This is a genomic window from Cryobacterium sp. TMT1-66-1 (genome assembly GCF_004403435.1).
GTDB lineage: Bacteria > Actinomycetota > Actinomycetes > Actinomycetales > Microbacteriaceae > Cryobacterium > Cryobacterium flavum.
On the sequence record NZ_SOGP01000011.1, the window covers coordinates 73,992 to 91,578 of the forward strand.

The following is a 17,587-nucleotide window of genomic DNA, read 5'->3' on the forward strand; positions in this document are numbered from 1 at the left end:
CTCATCGGTCGCTGGGCAGCGGAATGCGCACACCGGTGTCGATGGCACGGCCGGCAGCGAAGCGGATGACGTCGGCCGTGAGGTCGGGCGAGTCAACGGCTCGGGCGACGCCGAGGTATTCGGCGAGCTCCGCGATCTGCATCTGGTGGTCATCGACGTGTTCACCGCGGTGCTTGCGGCGGGTCACGAGCACCGGAAAAATGCCCATTTCGAGCAGTCCCATGAAGGTGCCGACACCGGCGTGGGTGATCACGACGTCGGAGTTCAGGGCCGCATCGACGAACTGTGCGGTTGGCATCATCTGGTGCACCTGGCCGGGAAGGTCGGTGCGCTTGGTGGTGAAACCGACCTGCCAGACGGTGCGCTCATCGGCCAGGCCGCTGGCCAGCACGGCGTCGACGAGGGAGTCGAAGCGGTAACCCTCGATGGTGCCGAGGGTGACGAACAGGCTGGGGCGCTCCGGCGCTGGCCGAATCAACGAATGGTAGGTGGACAGCACGCTCGGGTGCGTTCGCCACCGGTTGGTGGCCCAGGCTGGATGCTGGGTGCGTACGCTGACCAGGTGGCTGGCTGCGAGCATCCGCCCGCTGAGCGATGGTCCCTCGACGCGGGAGACGCTCTCGATGTAGAGGCTCGGCACGCCGCTGATCGCGGCCTGAGGCAGCGCCGCGACGGCGAGACCGGCGCCGGTGCTCACTGCCCCCTCAAACGTTTCGTGCCTGAGCACACGGCGAACGATGCCGGCCGCGCGCATCATTCCGAGGTAGTCGCGGGGACGCACGTACGGCACATGGATGCGGCGCTGGCCGGCCAACAATGACCGGCTCTGCATGGAATCAAAGGTGACCCAGAGCGAACTGGGCGACGCGCCCAGCCCGGGCGCCAGCCGCACCAGCTGGGCCAGGTGCCCGCCGGTGGAGGCGACGAGCAGAAGCTTTCGTTGCTGGGAGGGCGACGAATCGATGGGGTTAGACGAGTGCACGGACACTGAGGCTCCCTTCGGGTAAAGCCTTTGCGGAACTGTTTCGAACGTGCGTCTTCGAACGTGCGCCACACGTAAATGGAACGGGTGGATCTACCAGGTGACGCGGGTGGGTGTGTCTGCCGGGGCAGACTCGCTGGCGGGCGGGGTCGAGCGACTCGCGTCGTTCGTCTCCGCGTCGATCGCGGTGGTGGCACGGGGTGCCGGGCGGGAAGTAGCCGCGAACCCGGCGCCCTGCACGAGCGCGTCGGGACCGCGAGTGGGAACCATGGCCAGCACGACACCGAGGGGCGTCGTGCCGACCGCTTCGAGGGCGTCGAAGGCGGCGAGCAGCTCGGGTTCGCGCACCCGGTTCGCGCCGACGACCAGGATGGTGCCGCCGGTCCAGCGGCTGAGCACGGCAGCGTCGGTCACCGCGAGTACCGACGGGGCGTCGATGAGCACGTAGTCGTAGCTGCTGCTGAGCACGTCGAGCACGGTGCCCATGGCGGTCGATCCGAGCAGTTCGCTCGGGTTCGTGGGAATTTTGCCCGACGACAAGACGGTGAGCGGATGCTGCGTACCCCACGATTGCAGGGATTCCTTGAGCTGCACGTCTCCGAGGAGCACCTCGGTCAGGCCACGATCGGCGTCGAGGCCAAGGTAATCGGCGAGCCGGGGCGTGCGCAGGTCGGCGTCGATGACGGCGACGGTCGCACCGCTCTCGGCCAGCACGATGGCCAGGTTCACGAGCGTCGTGGTCTTGCCCTCGCCCGAGACGGAGGAGGTCACGACGAGGCTGCGACGACCGGTGTCGGCGTCGGCGAACTCGAGGTTGGTACGCAACACCCGAAACGCCTCAGCGCGGGCGGTGGAAGCACCGTCGGGCGAGATAATCGGGTTGGCGCGGGCTTCCAGCGGAATACCGCCGAGCATGGGAACGACGGTGAGTCGTTCGATGTCGTCGCGGTTGTAGATGCGGCGGTCGAGCAGCCCGAGGATGAGCGCGGTGACCAGTCCGACCAGCAGCCCGATCAGCAGTCCGACGGCGAGGTTGAGGTAGAGCTGAGGCAGCGCGGGGTGGTCGGGGGCGACTGCGGGGTCGAGCACGCCGACCGTGACCGGGCTGGCACCGCCGTCAGCGGGCTTCTCCAGCTGGTTGATGACGACGTCGGTGAAGCTCTCCGAGACGGCCTGCGCGAGTTGCTGGGCGGCATCCGCTGTGGAGGCAAGCGCTGCGATCTCAATGACCGCTGAGCCGGGCTGGGTGGTGGCCGTGACCCGCTTGGCCAGGTCGACCGCGCTCTCATCGAGGCCAAGGCTTGCGATCACCGGGTCGAGCACACGGGGGCTCGTGGCGACGTCAAGGTAGTACGGCAGCTTCTGCACGACGAAGTTGTTGCCCTGCACGAGGTCACCGGGTGTTGAGCCAGTTTGAATCTGGGCGGCCACGAACACGCGGGTGAAGGCCTGGTACTGCACGGGGGTGATCAGCGCGGCTGCTGCTCCACCGACCACGCCGAGCAGGACGAAAGCAACAATGAGAATCCATCGCTTTTGGAGTATTCGAACCAGTCGTTTCAGTTCCATGGGCACTTCTCCCCGCGTGATCGACGCATCGTGCTTCGGGTGCACGATGACAGAAACCTATGGTGGCATAAAAATCCTCACTTTTGGACCGTCAGTATTGAGGATTTAATCAGTCCGTGACGAGGAGTTAACTAGATTGTCGATCAGAAACTGACGAATACTCGCGCGCGTGGTCTCGTCGAGGAGCTCCAATGCGTGTCGTTTACCGGGTTTCACGTCGAGAGTGACCGGTACACCGACCGCTTTGAGCGCGAGGGCCATGGCCTCCCCCTGTTCGACGGGAACAAGTTCTTTTTTTGAAATGGCGATGTAAAACGGCGGGTCGGTCTTGTCCACCGAGTATAACGGCGACGCCTCGCGGGAATTCGGGCAGTCGGTGAAGTCGGAACAGCCGAGGTATTGCAGAATAGAGGCGATCGCCGTTTTTGACGGGTCGCCGAGCAGGAGCCCGTTCTCGGTGAGGTCGACCGCCGGCGACATCGCCACGACCGCCGCGACCCGGTCGCCACTGGTGAGGCTGCCGGTGCCGTTGGTACCGATCGAGGCGGCGATGATCGCACCAGCCGAACTGCCGAACAATCCGATGCGTTCGGGGTCGATGCCGAACTCAGCGACCTGGGCGGGTTCCCGCAACCATTCGAGCGCGTCGGTGACATCGTTCACCTGGGCCGGGTAGGCGAATCGCGGGGCCAGGCGATAGTCAACCGAGAAGGCGGCGATGCCGCCGTCGGCCAGCTCTGAGCAGAGTGCGGTCATGCCGCCGAAGACTTTGGTGCCACTGTCGAAGCCGCCGCCGTGAATGAGGATCATGGCCGCAATGGGACTCTTCTTGCCCTTCGGCAGGCAGGCGTTCAGCAGTAGCTTCTGGCCACGGGCGGTACCGTATTGCAGGTCGTTCTGCAGCGCTACCGAGTCGCTGTGCGCGTCGGTGACTGGCCTGGTGGGGGTGGCTGAACATCCGCTGAGCAGCAGGCCAGCGGCCAGCAGTACAGCGGATGCCCCGATCAGGCGAGATTTCTTCACAACAGGTCTCCGTTCAGATGAGCCCGACGCGAGACCGATGTGGTCTGGCGTTTGCGGAACGGGCTGACCCAGAGGAACGAGAACCGGCGCAGGAGCTTGGCGAGGTAGAGCGAGGCGACGAGCACGATGGCCGCGAGCAGGAACGGCAGGGCGTTGCCGGCCCGTTCGAGCCAGGGTGATTCGGCGAAGGGCGCGAGCAGCGCGAGGGCGCCGGCCACGAGGAACAGGTGCAGCAGGTAGATCTGAAAGCTGTATTGGCCGAGGGCGTTCATGAAGTTCAGCCATTTCACGCGCACGAGCAGGGTGGCCAAGGCCACGCCCATCGCCACGGCGACCGCGCTTTCGAGCAAAATCAGCCCGGGAACTCGGGAAAGGTGCAGCGGCACGAGCAGCACGGCGAGGCCGATATACGCGGCCACGAGCACGATGGCGTGCCACACCCGTACCCGAGCCGCCAAGCGGTAGACGGCGTGAGGAAAGTAGACCGCGGTGATGAAGAAAATGAAATTGGCCGCGACTCGGTCCCAGCCGACGTTGTCGAGGTCGAGCACTCCCGGCGTGGTCGACAGCACGGCCACGGCCCCGGCGAGCCCGATTTGCGCCGGGACCGGCAGTTTACGCAGCAGCCAGGCGAGCAGGGTGAAGATGGCCAGAGCCCAGATGAACCAGTAACTGCTCGTGGGCCAGACCGGGAGGAGTGCGATGTTGACCAGGTCGGTCGGGGATCGCTCCGTGCCGCGCAGGTGCGGCACGACGAGGTAGAAGACCACCCGGATGACCGACCAGAGCAGGTAGAGGTAGACCAGGGTGAGCAGGCGGCGACGCCAGAGATCCTTGAAGTTCCAGGTGAGCATGCGCCGTGCGGTGAGACCGGCGATGAAGAAGAACACCGGCATCGGAAAGTAGCTGAGCACGAGGCGCAGTCGCGGCGTGCTGCCGGCCAGGCCGAGGTCGTTGAGAAACAGCGACGAGTGGTAGAGCACGACGAGAATGATCGCCGCGCCCTTGGCGAAGTTGATCCACTCGCGGTTCTCCGCCCGTATCTCTTTCACAAGCGAAATGTACACGAGAAAAACTCAGGATGGTATCTCGACCTCGGTTGTCGGGCCGCTGCGGACCCATAACCCGACCCTCACACGACGCCATTCGGCATAACTCCTGCAATTCGCGCCGGGCCCGACGGCGCACCCCCGGAAACATGCGAAAGTACGTTTCGGAGGTCAGAAATCGCAGGAGTTATGCCGGGCGTTCAACGTAGAGCGCCTCAGGAGGCGGTTCAGACGGCTACGTAGCGGGGAATCAGGTCATCGAGCAGGGCGGCCGTGTCTGGCCAGCCTTCGACGGCAACGCACTCCACGCCGAGAACCTTGACCGGGTAGTCGTTTCCGTTCTCGTCGAGGCGATCGCCGACGAACAGCATGTCGTCGAGGGTAACCCCGGTGAGGTCGGCCAGGCGCTTCATGCCGTAGGCCTTGTCGATGCCCTGCCGGGTGATATCAACGGATGTCGACCCGCCGGAGCGTACCTCGAGGTCGGGCAGCAGAGCCTGCACGGCTTCCCGCAGGGCATTCTTCTTCTCGCCCGTCGGGTCCCAGGCGATTTTGGACGCAACCGGGGCAGCCTGGCCGAGCGCGGAGAAGGTGATCTGCGACCCGCGGTCTTCGAGGATCGGACCCCACGTGTCGCTTTCCCAGTACCCGAGGTCGCGGGCGGTCTGCTCGACGGCCTGGAGCGCCCGCGCCTTCTGGTCGTCGCTGAGATTCTCGGCGTAGACCTGGGTCCAGCCTTGGGCGTCGCTCCGGTAGTACTGGGTGCCGCAGGTGGGCATGAGGTGCAGCCGGGCGAGCTTCTCTGCACTGATCTCGGGCAGGTTGTCGATGATCTGGGCCTGGAACTGACCGAACTGGCCGCCGGAAATGATGCAGACCTCGGTGACGCCGAGCAGCTTCACGAGCAGGTCGATCATGGTCGGGTCGAGCGCGGACTTGGACGGCGCGAGCGTATCGTCGAGGTCGAAGGCCACCAGGCGGGGAAGAGTAGGCATCAGGCCACTCTATCGGCGCGGGCCGGTTACCGGCCGGGCGCGGCGCCGGCCACGCGGGCTAAACGAGTTGTTAGCCTGAGCGGATGCGTACTGACTTCGACCCAGAGACCCTGCCCCGCCGCGACTTCTACCGCCTGCTCAACTCGCTCGTGGTGCCGCGGCCGATCGCCTGGGTATCGAGCCGGTCGGCGGAGGGTGTCGACAACCTGGCGCCGCATTCGTTCTTCACCGTGGCATCCGTTTCGCCGCCCATCGTGCAGTTCACCTCGGTGGGGGTAAAGGACAGCGTGCGCAATATCATCGCGACCGGGGATTTCGTGGTGAACTTCACGCCGGAGTCGCTGTTTGCGGAAGTCAACGCCACCGGCACCGATTTTGGGCCGGAGGAGAGCGAATTCGATCGCGCCGGGCTCACCCGCGAGCCGAGTGCGACCGTGGCCGCCATGCGGGTTGCCGAGTCCCCCGCGGCGATCGAGTGCCGTCTGCATTCCACGCTGTCGATGGGTGATTGCACTCTCGTTTTCGGCGAGGTCACCCACATTGCCATCGCGACCAACGTGGTCGACGAGGCCGGGCATCCGCTCATCGACAAGCTGCGGCCGCTGTCGCGCCTGGGCCTCGACGAGTGGGGCACGATCGGTGAGGTCAAGGAGATCCGCCGCATTCGCGCGAGCGAGTGGCCGCGCGAGTTTCGGCCGCGCGAGCACTGACCACGGGGTGACGCGGCCCAAGCGGATGCGCGCGCCGAGCGGCTAGGCGGCCGGCGGGAACAGGGCCTCCGCCAGCAGCGGGCCGAGCTGGTTGCTCGCCTCGCGCACGAAATGCTGGCCGTCGAAGAAGACCGGCGTGTTGTCGATGAAAGCCGGGCAGGTGTTGTCGACACAGAGCCACGGCACGACGTTGACGTACTGGGCGAAGTCGCCGAACTTTTCGATGGCTCCCTGCTCGGTCGCGACCACCTTCTGGTAGAGGCTCGAGGGGCTGTAGGTGCAGTCGGCGGGGGCGCTCGTGAGGGTCTTGCACTCGGCGAACGGCGTGCTGGCCGGCGGCGGGGAGAGCACAGCGACGTGGTCGGTCGCCCCCTGCAGGGCCGTGATCGTGTCGGCGGTCGCGGTCTGCCATTCCGTGAGGGCTGCAACTCCCTCGTTGCCGCTGGCCAGGCGCACGATGGATCCGGCCAGGCTCGACATGATCACGAGATCGGGCGAGAGCCGCGCGACCTCGTTGTAGACCCAGGAGTGGTGGTCGTCGCAGGTGGCGGCCGAGGCGTCGGAGGCGTTCTTGGGCGCCACCGAGATGTTGACGGCCGGGCAGGAGAACATGGTCAGCGACTGCACGTTGTAGCCGAGCGGTTCGAGGGCGGCGCGGATGGCGGGCATGTAGCTGATGGCCATGGAGTCCCCGAGCAGAACTGCGGTTTTGGCGGCCGCAGGGTCTCCGTAGACGCACCCCGCGGCGTTCTTCTCGCTGACCGATAGGCAGTTGTCGTCGACCCATTCCGGGGCGCCGGAGCTGTCGCCGAGGGCGCCGAAAGCGGGGGTGGTCGCCGGCCAGGCGGTCGACGCCAGTGCTGCGGCGATGTCGGACTGCCGCGTGGCCAAGAGGGTAGCCGGTGCGTCGGGCGTTTCGGGACCGACGTCCGCGCCGACCGGGGCCGGGTCGGCCTGCGGGGTGGAGAACGTTCCGCCCTTCAGGGCGATGAACGACACCGAGACGATGACGAGGGTCACGACGACCAGGGCACCGATCCAGGCTTGGGCTGGGGTGATGCCGAAGTGGCGTGTGGTGGCGGGGCGGAGCATCCGTTCTCGCTTTCGGGTTTGGGCAGTTTCGAGCCAGAGCGAGTGGCGGATGGGGTCCTCGACGAAATGAAAGGAGAACACCGACAGGGCCACCATGAGTACCACGGCGAGTGGCAGGTAGACCGGTGAGTCGGTGGCGAAGACGGTGGCGAGCAGAATCACGACCGGAAAGTGCCACAGATAGAGGGAGTAGGAGATTTTTCCGACATAGCGGCTGACCGGGTTGGTCAGCAGAAACAGCAGGCGCTGCTCGGGCTGTCCGATTCCAGCGGCGATGACCAGGGCGGCTCCCGCGACGGGCAGCAGCCCCCACGGCGCCGGGAACGGCGAATCGCGGCTGATCAGGAGCAGGCTGGCAACGATGAGAGCCAGGCCGAGCCAGGCGAGCAGTGGGCGCATCAGAGCCGGCAGCTTGGCGATGCCGGGAGCGGCTGCGGCCAGGAGGGCGCCGATGCCGAGTTCCCAGGCGCGGGCGCCGGTGGAGAAGTAGGCGATGGCCGGGCTGGTCGAGGTTTCGAAGAAGCTCCAGGCCAGAAATCCGAGGGTGATGACGCCGGTCGTGACGGCAACCGTCGTGATCAGGGCTCTGGCGCTGAGAGTGCGGCGGCCGGCGAAGGCGAAGATCACGATGAGCAGGAACGGCCAGACGAAGTAGAACTGTTCCTCGACCGCGAGCGACCAGTAATGCTGCAGCGGGGAGACGGCGTTGGTGGCCTGCAGGTAGTCGGTACCGACGGCGGCGAAGTGCCAGTTGGCCACGAACAGGGCCGAGTAGACGCCGTCCCACAGGGTGCTGAGGGCGCGGGCGCCGGGCAGCAGCAGGTAGCCAATGGCCACGGTGACGACGAGTACGAGGAGCGAGACCGGCAGAATGCGGCGAATGCGGCGGCGGTAGAAGTCGACGAGGGAGATGCGGCCGGTGCGGGCATGTTCCTTGAGCAGCAGGCTCGTGATGAGAAAACCGGAGATGACGAAGAAGATGTCGACGCCGATGAATCCGCCGGAGGGCCAGCCGAGCAGGTGATCGAAGATGACGACGATCACGGCGACCGCGCGCAGGCCCTCGATGTCGCCACGAAAGGTGCGCGTGGCAGACTTTCCGCCGGTGGACCCGGCCGGGTCGGGTGCGCGCTCGTGGCGCTCCAAGGTGGACTGAACGGACATGTATAGCCTCCGACTCGGGTTTCGGAACTGGTACCTGTTCGGCCCGACTTTCGGGCACGCCTTGCGATTATGACGCAAGCTCAGCTATTGGGGCAAACCTGTCGGCCGAGTTTTACCTGATTGACACAACCTCGCCGGTGCGCGCCGACTCCTGCGCGGCAAGCACGATTTTCAGCGAGCGGATGCCCGCGGCCCCGTCGGGCTGCCCCGCCCGCCCGGCACGCACCGCGTGCACAAACTCGTTCAGGAGCAGTTCGTCGGTGTTCTTGCCGTAGCCGAGAAACACGGCCCCATCGGCCCCGACGCCGCCCACGTGCTGCGCAAACGGATCGATGTCCGCGATCCCCCGCGTGCCGACCACCTGAAGGGTCAGTCCGCCCCAGGTCGGCGCGTTGTCGGGCTGGCTCCAGGAGCAGTCGATCGTGGCGACGAAGCCGCCAGCATAGCTGATCGTGACTAGTCCCCCGGTTTCGGCGCGAACCTCGGGCTTGTCGGCGTGCAGAATGCGGTTCGACACTGCCCGCACGAACTGGGCTGTCAGCCCGGTCAGGGCATCGAGCAGGTCAGCAACGTGCACGATATGGTCGACTATTGCACCGCCGCCAGAGAGTGCCGGGTCGGTGAACCAAGCCCGGTTCCCGACCGGAATCTGACCGTTGTTCGTGCCGGTCGCCGCGAGCAGCGCGCCCAGCCCACCGGCCTGAACGAGTTCGCGCAGCCGGGCGAAGGCGGGCGAGAACCGCACCGGGTAAGCGGTCATCAGCGTGACGCCGGCCGCGTCGCAGGCAGCCTGCATGGCGAGGGCATCCGCCAGGGTCGTGGCCAACGGCTTCTCGCACAGCACGGCCGCGCCGGCCAGGGCTGCGGCTTCGACCAACGGACGGTGCCGGGCGTTTTCGCTCGTCACGATGACGGCGTCGGGTTGCCAGGCGAGCAGTTCGGCGTAGCTGTCGACGTAGCTGACGCCGAGGTCGTCGGCGAGGCCCCGGCCACGCCGTTCGGCCGGCTCGTTGCCGCCGTCGGGGTCGGAGGCGCGCAACTCGACGTTCGGCATCGATTGTAGCAGTGCCGCATAGCCAGCGGCGTGCACGTGGGCGAACGACATCAGGGCTACGCGCAGGGGGCGCTCAGACAACGGATGCTGCGGCGCGACCCCGCTCGACGCGGCTTGCTCGGACAACGAGGAGGTCGGTTGCACGGACGCGTTCGGTCGGGCATTCGCGACGGCTCTCATGCCCCCACCGCCTCACGCACGACGGACTCGCTTCGCCCGGACGCGATCGACGCGTTCGCGGCGGCGGCTAGTTCGACCGCGCGGGTGGCGTCGGCGAGGCTGACCCGCGGGGCAGGTCCCCCCAGGGTCGCGGCGGCGAAGTCCCGCAGTTCGCTCAGGTACGGGCTTTCGCCCAGCGACGTGTCCGGGCGCATAGACTGCGTGCCGGCGACGGGCGCGCCGAGGTCGAAGCGGAGCGAGGCATCCGCTCGGGAATCGTGCTTCAGCACCCCGGTCGAGCCGGCGATCGAGAAGGACGTGGCGAAGGTGGTGCCGGGCGCGCCCCAGACTCCGGTGACGTAGCTGAGCGCGCCGCTTTCGTGGGTGAGCACGACCTGGGCGGTCTCGCATCCGTCGCCCACGGACTTCACGGCGTACACCTCGGTGACCTCGCCGGCGATCCAGCGGGCAATGTCGAGGTCGTGGATCATCTGGTCCAGCACGATTCCGCCGGACTGTTCCTCATCGGCGAACCAGCTCGCCCAGGTGGGAAACTCGCCGATGCGACTGAACCGCAAAATGGCCGGCTCGCCGATCGTTCCGGCGGCGACGGCGCCTCGGGCCAGAGCGTACTCGGGAAAGTAGCGCACAACGTGGGCCGGGTGCAGCTGCTTGCCGACGAAGGCGGCGAGCTCGGCGAGAGCGGCGGCATCCGCTGGGTGGAGCGCTATGGGCTTTTCGCAGATGACGTGTTTGTCGGCGCGGAGGGCGCGTTCGGCGAGGCGATAGTGCGTTGGAGTGGGAGTGCAAATGTCGACCACGTCGCACGCGTCGAGCAGCTCATCGAGTGAGCCGACCGCGGTGATGCCGTACTGCGCGGCGACCTCGGCGCCGCCCTCGAGCGAGAACACGGTGACCCGCGCGCCGAGGGCGAGCCAGGCCGGAATGTGCACGTGGGTGATGCCGCCGGCACCGATGAGGCCAATGTTCACGAGAAGTCCAGACATATAAGGGGTGGTGCTACTTCGAGCCGCTGAAGGCGAGGCCCTCGACGACGCGACGCTGCAGAACAATAAAGAGGATGAGCACGGGCGCCATCGCGAGTACGCTCGCGGCCATCATGACCGGGTAATCGGTCGTGATACTGCCGGCGAGCGTCGCCAGGCCGGCCGATAGCGGCATTTTCTCGGCGTAGGTCGTGACCACGAGTGGCCAGAGCAGGTCGTTCCACGACCATAGGGTCGTGATGATGACCAGGGCGCTGATGCCCGGGGTGGCTAGCGGAAGCATGATCTTGTAGAAGATTTGGACCGGGTTGGCGCCGTCGAGCCGGGCGGCTTCTTCGAGTTCGATCGGCAGGCCGAGAAAGATCTGCCGCATCAGGAACACGCCAAAGGCGCTGAAGATGCCGGGCAGGGCGATGCCGATGATGGTGTTGAGCAGGCCGAGGTTCTGGATGATCTGGAACTGCGGAATGAGGTACACCTGCGGCGGCACCATGAGAATCGAGAGGATGACGCCGAGAAAGATTCCGCGGCCGCGAAACCGCATACGGGCGAACGCGTAGCCGGCCATCGAGCACAGCACGACCTGGCCGATCACGCGGATGACGGTGATGCCGACCGAGACGCCGAACTGGTCGAAGAACGGCAGCTTGGTGAAGACGTCGACGAAGTTGCCCCACTGCAGGTCGCCCGGCCAGAAGGTGGGCGGCACGCTCATCACCTGGTCGTTGGTGGAGAGCGAGATGACGAGCTGCCAGATGAACGGGAACACCATAATGAAGCCGATGATGCCGAGCACCAGGTGGGTGCGCACGCTGTTCGCGCCCTGCTGGGCCGGGGAGAGGGACTGTTTAGACATAGTTCACCCACTTTTTCTGCATCCGAAACTGGAAGAAGGTGACGATGCCGATCGTTACGAGAATGACCATGCCGATCGCCGCGGCATAGCCCTTGTCGTTTTGAATGAAGGCCTGGTTGTAGAAGATGTAGACCAGCGACTGGCTCTGCACCAGGGCCGGATTGTACTGGCCCATGATGGCGTAGAGCAGGTCGAACAGCTGAAACCCGTTGATCACCGAGATGATCGTGACGAAGAACAGGCTCGGCGTCACGAGCGGCACGGTTATCGAGGTGAACTGCTTCCACTTGGTGGCGCCGTCGAGCTGCGCCGCCTCGTAATACTCCGGTGAGATGTTTTTCAGGGCAGCACCGAGAATGATGATCCCGAACCCGAGCGACGCCCACATACCGACAACGCCGACCGAGACGATCGCGAAGCCGGGGGTCGAGGTCCAGTACGGGCCATCGATATCGACGAGCGAGAGCATCCAGTTCAGGATGCCGAAATCACCGTTGTAAATCATGCGCCAGACCAGGGCGACCGCAGTGGGCATCGCGATGTAGGGCATGAAGAACAGCACGCGATAGAACGACGCGAAGCGCAGGCCGGGCTGGTTGACCAGGTTGGCCATGAGCAGCGCGATCGGAATGCCGGCCAGCACGATGACCGTGTAGATCAGGGTGTTGATCAGGGCCTGGGCCACGTTTCCGTCGGCCAGCATGGTTTGGTAGTTGTCGATGCCGACGAATTCTTCGCCGCCGAACGGGCCGGTTTCGGTGAAGCTCAGGTAGCCGGTCTGAATGATCGGCCAAATGTAGAAGCCGAGCACACCGAGCAGGGTCGGCAGCACGAACAGCCACGGCCAGTAGCCGTCGAAGCCCTTTGGCTTCTTTTGCGGTGTTGTTGCTACGGGCACCGGGAGGTCGGCGGGAGCACGGCTCTCGCCGACCGCGCTCCCGGTGCGCAGGGTCATTCCTTGGCCAGCGCTTCGTTCATTCGAGTGGCGAGCTCGTCAGCGACATCTTCAACGGTGCGAGTGCCGGAGAAGGCCTGCGGCAGCAGCTCGTTTTCAATCGTGGTCCAAGCCGCGGTGTCCTTCGAGATGGGGAATGGGTAGGCATAGTTGTCGGCTTCGTCGATGAACACCTCGAGGTCGAAGTGCTCGACCGAGTCGAGGAAGGCTTGGCCGGCGCCGATGAAGGCGGGGTTGGCCGCTCCCATTTCGGCCTGCAGGGTCTGCGCTTCTTCGCTGCCGAGGTAAGCCTGAAAAGCCTGTGCGGCCGACTTGTGCTCGCTGCCCGCCGAGACCACGTTGGCGAGGCCGTGGATGACAGTGGCCTGCTTCTCGTCCTGAGGCAGCGGGGCCACGTTCAGGTCGAGGGTGTTGCTTGCCGACGCGAGTTCGGCGACGCTCCAGGTGCCGGACCAGAAGAACGCGGTCTTGCTGCTGGTGAACCACGCGTTGTGAGGAGTGTCGGAGAGTTGCTGCAGGTTTGGGCTGGAACCGTCGGCAATGAGATCAGCCCAGAACTGCAGGCCGCGAATCGTGTTCGGGTCGTCGTAGCCGCTGGACGTGCCGTCTTCAGAAAGGATACTGCCGCCCGCCTGCAGAATCGTGTTGTAGTAGCCCTCCTGGCCGCCGGTCAGGCCGGTCGCGACGCCGTAGACGCCCTGGTCGGCGAGGGTGTCACTGACGGTTTTGGCGGCCGTAGCGAAGTCGTCCCAGGTCCAGGTTTCGTCGGGAATTGCGACGCCGGCCTCGGAGAGAATCGCCTTGTTATACCAGAGTGCGACCGTGTCGAAGTCCTTGGGCATGCCGTACTGCACACCGTCGAAGGAATAGAGGTCGTTGAGCACCTCGACGTAGTTGGCCGGGTCGACATCGCCGTCGTCGATGAGGTCGGTCATCGGTTCGAGCTGGTCGTTGGCGGCGTAGAGCTGAAAGTTGGGGCCGTTCATCCAGAACACGTCGGGCAGGGTGTCGCCGGACGCCTGGGTCTGCAGCTTGGTGAAGTACTGCGCCCACGGGGTGATGTCGATCTTCACCTCGATCTTCGGGTAAATCTCGTTGAACGCGGCAATGTTCGCCTCGAGCGCCGGAATCTGGTTTTCGTCCCAGATGGCGTAGCTGATCGATGCTACCGAGTCTGCGGTGACGGCTTCATCGGATGCTACGGGTGCCGAACACGAGGTCAGCGCGAGCGCGGCGACCAGCGCGAGCGGCGCCAGTCTGGTGATTTTTCTCATTGGGTTCCCCTGCCGTGTTTAATGAATGGTCAGGAATGTGGGTGGGTGGCGGTGCCGGTGTTGGCGTTCGAGCTGCTGCCGTTCGCGCTGGCCGCGTGGGTTGCGAGGCGGGCGCCGAAGGTGGTCGGGTCGGGCCGGGCTGATTCGGGCCGGGCGGCTTCGGCATCCGCTTCTGTGACAGGGATGGCGGGCAGGCTGAAGCGCGGCACGGCGATGTCTTTCGCGCCGTAGAGCCGCTCCGAGACGACTTCGAGGGCGCGCACGAGGCCACCGAGGGCAACGCCGGTGCGGCCGAGCGCCGAGGAGACGAGCGGCGGCTGCGTGCTGCGGGTGACCAGCAGGGCCAGTTCAGCCTGCAGCGCGCCGAGCAACACCGGCCCGGCGGACAGCCCGCCGCCGATCACGATGAGGTCGGGGTCGACGGTCAGCCCGACGACCGCGATACCGCGGATGATGCGGCGCGCGAACCGGGTGACCAGCTCGAGGGCGTCGGGGTCGCCGACCTGTGCTGCCGCGAAGACGTCTTCGGGGCTTTGGCCGAGGAACGCGCCGAGCACGCTGGTCTCGTGCACGTCCTGGTAGCCCCAGCCGGTGGATTCGAGGTCGCCGACCTCGCCGGCGGCAAAGTTGCGGCCGCGGTGCAACGCTCCGCCGAGGATGATGGCGGCGCTCACGCGGTGGCCGACCATGATGAAGACGACATCGTCGGCGTTTTGTGCCGCGCCGGCGTGCAGTTCGCCGAGGGCGGCCATATTGACATCGTTTTCGACGGACACCTGGCAGCCGAGCTGTTCGCTGAGGCTCGCAGCGAGGTCGAGGCCGTTCCATTCGGGCAGTACGTTACTCTGCAGAACGCGGCCGGAGGCATCCACTATGCCCGAAATGCACACCGTGACGGAGGTGAGCCGGCTGGCGTCGAGTTCTGCGAGTGCGCGTTTCAGGGTCGCGGCGGCGAGAGCGAGGAGTTCGGAGCCGGTGATGTCGGTCGTGATGTCGTGCAGGGCGGTGGCGACGATGGTGCCGGCGAGGTCGCTGACCAGCACGGTAACCCGGTGCAGGCCGAGGTCGAGGCCGGCGACGTAGCCGGCGGAGGCGTTGAACGCGACGCGGCGGGCGGGACGGCCCTTGGCTGCGGTGGTGGTCTGCTGCTCGTGTGTGACCAGGCCGTTGGTTTCGAATTCGGCGACGATCGACTCGACGGTGGGGCGGGAGAGTCCGGTGAGGCTGGCCAGTTCGCTGACCGTGAGCACGCCGTGGTCGCGCAGGGCGCCGATGCAGGCGGCGGAATTGCGCCGGCGAAAGGCCAGCATTTCACGTTCATGCAGTGCCATGGCGGTCCCCCTCACCTCGTAGTGAGCATTATGCAAGTCATTTGCATAATTACGTCTGAGTTCAGAGTAGGCACGTTGGCGCGGTGTTGTCAACGACTCGGGCACCGTTGCTGGCTGCGGCGCGCTGCAATATTCCACTCAGCAACGGTGGAATGCGGAGTGAGGGCGACCCGCTACGGAGTGCGCACGGCCGGCTGATAAAAGCGCAGCCACTCGACCGTTTGGGCCACGTGGGACGCCGCGGCGGCAGATGCCGCAGCAGGATCGTGCAAGACGATTGCGTTGAAGATGGTCCGATGGCCATGGTCGCTGACGCGCCGGATTTCCGCGCCTTCCGGCAGCGCGAACAGTTGATAGGCACGCGAACGGGCGCGAAAGACGCCCAGCAGAACGGTCAGCGTGGGGTTGCCACTGATCCGATCAATCAACGCGTGAAATTGAGCATCAAGCTCGGGGGCAATTTCGGGGTCGGCGGCGGCCTCCATGGCCTCGACCAAGTCGAAAAGCTCCGCGGTTTGCTCCGGGCTTATTCGAGCAGCCGCCTGGGCCGCAGTATGCGACTCGAGGACACCTCGCAATTCGTACATGTCCAAGAGTCCAGACAGCGGCAGAAGGTCGACGGTCAGCGCCAAACTCCCCATGATTTCCTCGGGACGCAACTGAGAAACGTATGTTCCCGACCCATGCCGTGACTCGATCACGCCCAGGGCCGACAGCATGCGCACTGCTTCACGAAGAGACCCGCGCGATACGCCGAGTTCACTCAAGAGAGCGGTCTCCGGTGGGAACTTCTCTCCAGCGCCGAGACGTCCGGACGCGATCATGTGACGCAATCCGTGGAACGCGATGTCTACTGCCGACATGCGTGGATCCTTTCGTCCAATCGCCACTACCGATAACCCCATCTAATTCTAAGCCGGAGGCGAGCTGACACGTTCCTCACCCGACAACACTTTATCTCAACTCATCTGATGACTTTTTGGAACAATCCCGATAGAGTCCTGAAAACAGCCATGAAAGTGGGGTGATCCAGAGAGTCATCACACGTCTTGTCATGGTTTGCGAGCCACGAACATTGAAATAGGAAGCACATGCTGACCTCTCCAGTCGCGCCACCGCGTGGATTGACACTTTCGGACGGCCGTCCAGCCCGGGCCGCCTGGTCTCTCGATCCACGAACCATCCACATCAACCACGGGTCGTTTGGTGCTGTGCCCGTCGTCGCCCAGGAACATCAGAATCAACTCCGCGCGCAGATGGATGCCAACCCGGTAGCGTGGTTTCCAGCGCTGCCGGCCATGGTGAAAAGCACCCGTCGCGAAGTTGCCAAGTTTCTCGGCGTAAGCGAAAACGACACCGCCCTCGTGCCCAATGCGAGTGCCGGAGCAAGCGTGGTCTTCTCCAGCCTTCCGGCGAAGATCGGACTGGAGATCGTCGTCACCGACCACGGGTACGGAGCTGTCACCATGGGTGCCGAGCGGTTGGCCCGCCGCTGGAACGGCACGGTACGTACGGCGCATATTCCGCTGGATGCCACCGCAGCCGAGGCTCATGAGGCCATTGTGGCCGAACTCAGCGCTGCCACCGGGCTGATTATTGTCGACCATATTTCTTCTCCCACCGCCCGATTCTTGCCGGTACAATCCGTCGCCCGCGAGGCGCGCCGTCGTGGAATCCCGCTCCTCGTCGACGGAGCGCACGTGCCAGGGCTGTACGAGGACCCGCTCAATGAGCTGGATTGTGACTTCTGGATCGGGAATCTTCATAAATTTGGCTGCGCCCCGCGCGGCACATCCGTTCTGGTCGCCCGGGGCCCACTGGCGGCTGAGCTATATCCACTCATTGATTCCTGGGGCGCTACCGAACCCTTCCCCGACCGCTTCGACACTCAAGGCACCCTAGACCTCACGAGCTACCTCGCCACGACGACGGCCCTGGATTTCATCGGGCGAACTTGGGGATGGGATGCCGTGCGCACCTACATGTCGGATCTTGCGGACTACGCCGAAGAGACCATCACCGCTGCTTTTGGTGCGATTACCGGCGAAGACCATCACGTAGATGTCGGCATGCCGGTCAACGCGCTCAGACTCGTTCGTCTGCCCGACGGGATCGCCACGACCCACGACGAAGCGGACGCGCTCCGCGATCGAGTCTTACGTGAACTGGGCGTCGAAGGTGCCTTTACGAGCTTCGGCGGGATCGGCTACTTCCGTTTGTCGGTGCATGTCTACAACACTGCTGCCGACTTTGACTATTTCGTTGAGCACTGCGTTGCCGCACTCACCGAATGGGCCCAGGTCCCTTCTGCTACACCATCGCCATAGGGCGTTGGCCTCAAGAATCGTCCGATCTCAATGAAAAGAG

Annotated in this window: 15 protein-coding genes; 2 read left to right on the forward strand and 13 right to left on the reverse strand. The window is 65.1% G+C overall.

The window, feature by feature from the left end; genetic code table 11:
- Position 1 precedes the first annotated feature (1 nt).
- The 5 genes from E3T29_RS09475 to E3T29_RS09495 all read right to left on the reverse strand — a co-directional run bounded on the left by E3T29_RS09475 (position 2) and on the right by E3T29_RS09495 (position 5,618).
- On the reverse strand, positions 2–988 hold the full coding sequence (locus tag E3T29_RS09475; RefSeq protein ID WP_198417742.1) for a glycosyltransferase: 987 nt from the start codon (positions 986–988) through the stop codon (positions 2–4).
- Positions 989–1,075: 87 nt separating this feature from the next.
- On the reverse strand, positions 1,076–2,551 hold the full coding sequence (locus E3T29_RS09480) for a polysaccharide biosynthesis tyrosine autokinase (protein WP_134345226.1): 1,476 nt from the start codon (positions 2,549–2,551) through the stop codon (positions 1,076–1,078).
- Between the two features lie 105 nt (positions 2,552–2,656).
- Positions 2,657–3,574: an alpha/beta hydrolase gene (locus E3T29_RS09485; RefSeq protein ID WP_166792371.1), complete on the reverse strand. Its 918-nt coding sequence runs from the start codon at positions 3,572–3,574 to the stop codon at positions 2,657–2,659.
- Positions 3,571–4,626: an acyltransferase family protein gene (locus E3T29_RS09490; protein WP_166792372.1), complete on the reverse strand. Its 1,056-nt coding sequence runs from the start codon at positions 4,624–4,626 to the stop codon at positions 3,571–3,573. Before E3T29_RS09490 ends, E3T29_RS09485 begins: the two co-directional genes overlap by 4 nt.
- Positions 4,627–4,850: 224 nt before the next feature.
- Complete coding sequence (locus tag E3T29_RS09495; protein WP_092339174.1) at positions 4,851–5,618, reverse strand: HAD-IIB family hydrolase; 768 nt, start codon at positions 5,616–5,618, stop codon at positions 4,851–4,853.
- Between the two features lie 83 nt (positions 5,619–5,701).
- On the opposite strand from E3T29_RS09495, the gene E3T29_RS09500 reads away from it, so the two are divergent.
- Complete coding sequence (locus E3T29_RS09500) at positions 5,702–6,328, forward strand: flavin reductase family protein (RefSeq protein WP_134345229.1); 627 nt, start codon at positions 5,702–5,704, stop codon at positions 6,326–6,328.
- Between the two features lie 42 nt (positions 6,329–6,370).
- On the opposite strand, the gene E3T29_RS09505 is transcribed toward E3T29_RS09500, so the two are convergent.
- From E3T29_RS09505 to E3T29_RS09540, 8 genes are all read right to left on the reverse strand, one after another.
- Entirely contained in the window at positions 6,371–8,584 is a 2,214-nt protein-coding gene (locus E3T29_RS09505) for an acyltransferase family protein (protein WP_134345230.1), read from the reverse strand.
- 112 nt (positions 8,585–8,696) lie between these two features.
- Positions 8,697–9,818 carry a Gfo/Idh/MocA family protein gene (locus tag E3T29_RS09510; protein ID WP_134345231.1) on the reverse strand — a complete coding sequence of 374 codons (1,122 nt, stop codon included), beginning with the start codon at positions 9,816–9,818 and terminating at the stop codon, positions 8,697–8,699.
- On the reverse strand, positions 9,815–10,804 hold the full coding sequence (locus tag E3T29_RS09515) for a Gfo/Idh/MocA family protein (protein ID WP_134345232.1): 990 nt from the start codon (positions 10,802–10,804) through the stop codon (positions 9,815–9,817). The genes E3T29_RS09510 and E3T29_RS09515 overlap by 4 nt, the downstream gene beginning before the upstream one ends.
- 13 nt (positions 10,805–10,817) lie before the next feature.
- Positions 10,818–11,660 carry a carbohydrate ABC transporter permease gene (locus tag E3T29_RS09520; protein ID WP_092339186.1) on the reverse strand — a complete coding sequence of 281 codons (843 nt, stop codon included), beginning with the start codon at positions 11,658–11,660 and terminating at the stop codon, positions 10,818–10,820.
- The gene (locus E3T29_RS09525; protein WP_134345233.1) at positions 11,653–12,615 is read right to left on the reverse strand and encodes a carbohydrate ABC transporter permease; all 963 of its coding nucleotides are present in this window, start codon (positions 12,613–12,615) and stop codon (positions 11,653–11,655) included. The genes E3T29_RS09520 and E3T29_RS09525 overlap by 8 nt, the downstream gene beginning before the upstream one ends.
- Entirely contained in the window at positions 12,612–13,889 is a 1,278-nt protein-coding gene (locus E3T29_RS09530; protein ID WP_134345234.1) for a sugar ABC transporter substrate-binding protein, read from the reverse strand. The genes E3T29_RS09525 and E3T29_RS09530 overlap by 4 nt, the downstream gene beginning before the upstream one ends.
- 29 nt (positions 13,890–13,918) lie before the next feature.
- Complete coding sequence (locus tag E3T29_RS09535) at positions 13,919–15,220, reverse strand: ROK family transcriptional regulator (RefSeq protein ID WP_134345235.1); 1,302 nt, start codon at positions 15,218–15,220, stop codon at positions 13,919–13,921.
- A gap of 173 nt (positions 15,221–15,393) precedes the next feature.
- Complete coding sequence (locus E3T29_RS09540) at positions 15,394–16,083, reverse strand: FadR/GntR family transcriptional regulator (RefSeq protein ID WP_134345236.1); 690 nt, start codon at positions 16,081–16,083, stop codon at positions 15,394–15,396.
- A 228-nt stretch (positions 16,084–16,311) separates the two neighbouring features.
- On the opposite strand from E3T29_RS09540, the gene E3T29_RS09545 reads away from it, so the two are divergent.
- The gene (locus E3T29_RS09545; RefSeq protein WP_134345237.1) at positions 16,312–17,547 is read left to right on the forward strand and encodes an aminotransferase class V-fold PLP-dependent enzyme; all 1,236 of its coding nucleotides are present in this window, start codon (positions 16,312–16,314) and stop codon (positions 17,545–17,547) included.
- Positions 17,548–17,587 lie beyond the last annotated feature (40 nt).

Bases quoted from the DNA above. Each gene is read 5' to 3' on its own strand.
- E3T29_RS09525 (WP_134345233.1), bottom strand. From the start codon at position 12,615: ATGACCCTGCGCACCGGGAGCGCGGTCGGCGAGAGCCGTGCTCCCGCC.
- E3T29_RS09530 (WP_134345234.1), bottom strand. From the start codon at position 13,889: ATGAGAAAAATCACCAGACTGGCGCCGCTCGCGCTGGTCGCCGCGCTC.
- E3T29_RS09535 (WP_134345235.1), bottom strand. From the start codon at position 15,220: ATGGCACTGCATGAACGTGAAATGCTGGCCTTTCGCCGGCGCAATTCC.
- E3T29_RS09505 (WP_134345230.1), bottom strand. From the start codon at position 8,584: ATGTCCGTTCAGTCCACCTTGGAGCGCCACGAGCGCGCACCCGACCCG.
- E3T29_RS09515 (WP_134345232.1), bottom strand. From the start codon at position 10,804: ATGTCTGGACTTCTCGTGAACATTGGCCTCATCGGTGCCGGCGGCATC.
- E3T29_RS09495 (WP_092339174.1), bottom strand. From the start codon at position 5,618: ATGCCTACTCTTCCCCGCCTGGTGGCCTTCGACCTCGACGATACGCTC.
- E3T29_RS09480 (WP_134345226.1), bottom strand. From the start codon at position 2,551: ATGGAACTGAAACGACTGGTTCGAATACTCCAAAAGCGATGGATTCTC.
- E3T29_RS09545 (WP_134345237.1), top strand. From the start codon at position 16,312: ATGCTGACCTCTCCAGTCGCGCCACCGCGTGGATTGACACTTTCGGAC.
- E3T29_RS09500 (WP_134345229.1), top strand. From the start codon at position 5,702: ATGCGTACTGACTTCGACCCAGAGACCCTGCCCCGCCGCGACTTCTAC.
- E3T29_RS09520 (WP_092339186.1), bottom strand. From the start codon at position 11,660: ATGTCTAAACAGTCCCTCTCCCCGGCCCAGCAGGGCGCGAACAGCGTG.
- E3T29_RS09510 (WP_134345231.1), bottom strand. From the start codon at position 9,818: ATGAGAGCCGTCGCGAATGCCCGACCGAACGCGTCCGTGCAACCGACC.
- E3T29_RS09540 (WP_134345236.1), bottom strand. From the start codon at position 16,083: ATGTCGGCAGTAGACATCGCGTTCCACGGATTGCGTCACATGATCGCG.